The sequence below is a fragment of the Pseudomonas sp. RL genome (genome assembly GCF_000647775.1).
GTDB lineage: Bacteria > Pseudomonadota > Gammaproteobacteria > Pseudomonadales > Pseudomonadaceae > Serpens > Serpens flexibilis.
In genome coordinates this window covers 1-2265 of the sequence record NZ_JBOY01000218.1, presented here as the reverse complement: position 1 = coordinate 2265, position 2265 = coordinate 1, and the positions used below count along the sequence as shown (strand labels likewise).

Sequence of the window (2265 nt, the reverse complement as noted above, 5' to 3'; positions counted from 1 at the left end):
GGCGCCACAGGCCCAGGCCGGCGAAGGCGCCGCCGGCGGCGAGGCCCTTGAGCAAGGTGCGTCGTGAAGTCGTGGAATGCATGCGAGCGGATGTCCTTATGAGTCAAGAAGGTGCGCGAACTCAGCGCGCCACGATGCCGTTGGGGCCAGCGGCGGTCGGGTAGCGGGTCAACTCCCGGTGGCTGTTCAGGTCGACCACCGACACGCTGGCGTCGAAGGCGTTGCTGATGTAGGCGCGGCTGCCGCCCTCGGCGATGGACACGCCGTGGGCGCCCTTGCCGACCTCCGGGCTGGCCAGGAGCCGGCCGCTGCGGGCATCCAGGACCGACAGGCTGTGTCCGGGCGCCTGTGCGCTGCCCTGGTTGGCCACCACCAGTTGCTTGCCATCGGGCGAGACGGACAGCTGGATGGGACCGGGGCCGACCGGGTAGGTGTCGAGCAGCGAGCGCTGACGCGGATCGACCGCCGCCACCGCGTCTTCGCCACTGAGGGACACGAACAGGCGCTGGCCGTCGGGGGCGAAGGCGACCTGCACCGGTTTCTTGCCGACCGCGATGCGCGCGACTTCTTTGCGGCGCTGCACGTCGATCAGGCTGACATCGCCGCTGTCGCGGTTGGCCACCGCCAGGCTGCGGCCGTCCGGCGACAGGCGCAGGCCGTGAGGGTAGCGACCTACCGCGATGCGCTCCGCGACCCGCCTGGTGACGAGGTCGACGACCAGCACCGCATGGCTGTCTGCATCGGTGATGAATACCCATTTGCCGCTGGCATCGGGCACCACGTGGGCCAGGTGACCGCCGATGGCAATCGGGATTGCCGGGGCGTCGGGATTCAGCGCATCCAGCACCAACAGGCGACCGCCTTCGTCATGCCCGCCATGCCCGCCGTGGCCATGCGCCTGGCCAGCGGGCATGCCGACAATCAGCAGGGACTTGCCATCGGGGGTCAGATCCACGTTGTGGGGTAGCACCTCCAGGGCGACGGTGCGGGTGGACGCGGCGTCCTCGTCGATGATGGTCAGGCTGCCGGCGCCTTCGTTGGCGACATAGACGGTGGCAGCCATCACGGGCGTGCCGGCGAACAGGGCGCTGGTCAGTGCCAGCGCCAACAGGCGGGATTGCATGGGGAAATCCTCTGGCATTGCGATCTACCCCCAGCCTGCGGCAGCGCCGCTGACGGCAGGCTGAAGCGTCGATTACGTTTTCGTCAGCTCAGCGGCGCGGCACCTTCGGCGCCGGGTAGCTGGCCAGCACCTCGTCCTGCCCGGCGCGGTTGAGGCCGAGCACCTGATACGCCTCGTGCGGCTGGCCGTAGTCCATGCCCGGCGAGCCGGCGGGCATGCCCGGCACGGCGATGCCGCGCAGGTCGGGGCGCTTGAGCAGGGCGTGAATCTGCGCCACCGGCACGTGGCCCTCGACGAACTTGCCGTCGATCACGCCGGTGTGGCAGGAGGCCAGGCGCGGCTGCACGCCCAGCTTCTGTTTGACCGCGCCCATGTCGCGCTCGACGTGGTCGCGCACCGTGAAACCGTTGTCCTTGAGGTAGACGATCCAGTCCTTGCAGCAGCCGCAATTGGCGTCGCGGTGCACGTCGATGGTCAGGGGTTCGGCCGCCTGAGCGGCGCCGCTCAGCAGCAGGGCGGCGAGGGCTGCGATACGCAGTCTGGGGTGCATGGAACTTCTCCGGATCAGTCGATGGAAACCTTGCGCAGGCGCAGTGCGTTGAACACCACCGAGGCCGAGCTCAGGCTCATGGCCAGCGCGGCGATCAGCGGCGAGAGCAGCAGGCCGGTCAGCGGATAGAGCAGGCCGGCGGCCAGCGGAATGCCCAGCGTGTTGTAGAGGAAGGCGAACGTCAGGTTCTGGTGCATGTTGCGCACGGTGGCCACCGACATACTGCGCGCGCGCAGGATGCCGAGCAGGTCGCCCTTGACCAGCGTGACCTGGGCGCTGTTCATCGCCACGTCGGTGCCGGTGCCCATGGCGATGCCGATGTCGGCGCGCGCCAGGGCCGGGGCGTCGTTGATGCCGTCGCCGGCCATGGCCACGCGGTGACCCTGCTGTTGCAGGGTGGCGGCCAGGCGCTCCTTGTCCTGCGGCTTGACCTCGCCGTGCACCTCCTCGATGCCCAGCTCGCGGGCCACCGCGCGGGCGGTGGTCAGGCCGTCACCGGTGGCCATGATCACCCGTACGCCATCGGCCTGCAGGCGCTCGACTGCCAGTTTCGAGGTCGGCTTGATCGGGTCGGCGACCGCCAGCAGCCCGG

3 protein-coding genes are annotated in these 2265 nt (G+C 69.6%); all 3 read right to left on the bottom strand.

Annotated elements, in window-relative coordinates; genetic code table 11:
• Positions 1 to 121: 121 nt before the first annotated feature.
• Positions 122 to 1123 carry a YncE family protein gene (locus tag AS93_RS0118380; protein WP_027591928.1) on the bottom strand — a complete coding sequence of 334 codons (1002 nt, stop codon included), beginning with the start codon at positions 1121 to 1123 and terminating at the stop codon, positions 122 to 124.
• 88 nt (positions 1124 to 1211) lie between these two features.
• On the bottom strand, positions 1212 to 1673 hold the full coding sequence (locus tag AS93_RS0118375) for a DUF411 domain-containing protein (protein ID WP_027591927.1): 462 nt from the start codon (positions 1671 to 1673) through the stop codon (positions 1212 to 1214).
• Positions 1674 to 1687: 14 nt separating this feature from the next.
• On the bottom strand, positions 1688 to 2265 hold a 578-nt coding region (locus AS93_RS19870), incomplete at its 5' end, for an HAD-IC family P-type ATPase (RefSeq protein ID WP_037010183.1).

Excerpts from the sequence above, each read along its gene's own strand:
- AS93_RS0118380 (WP_027591928.1), bottom strand. The coding sequence starts at position 1,123 with ATGCAATCCCGCCTGTTGGCGCTGGCACTGACCAGCGCCCTGTTCGCC.
- AS93_RS0118375 (WP_027591927.1), bottom strand. The coding sequence starts at position 1,673 with ATGCACCCCAGACTGCGTATCGCAGCCCTCGCCGCCCTGCTGCTGAGC.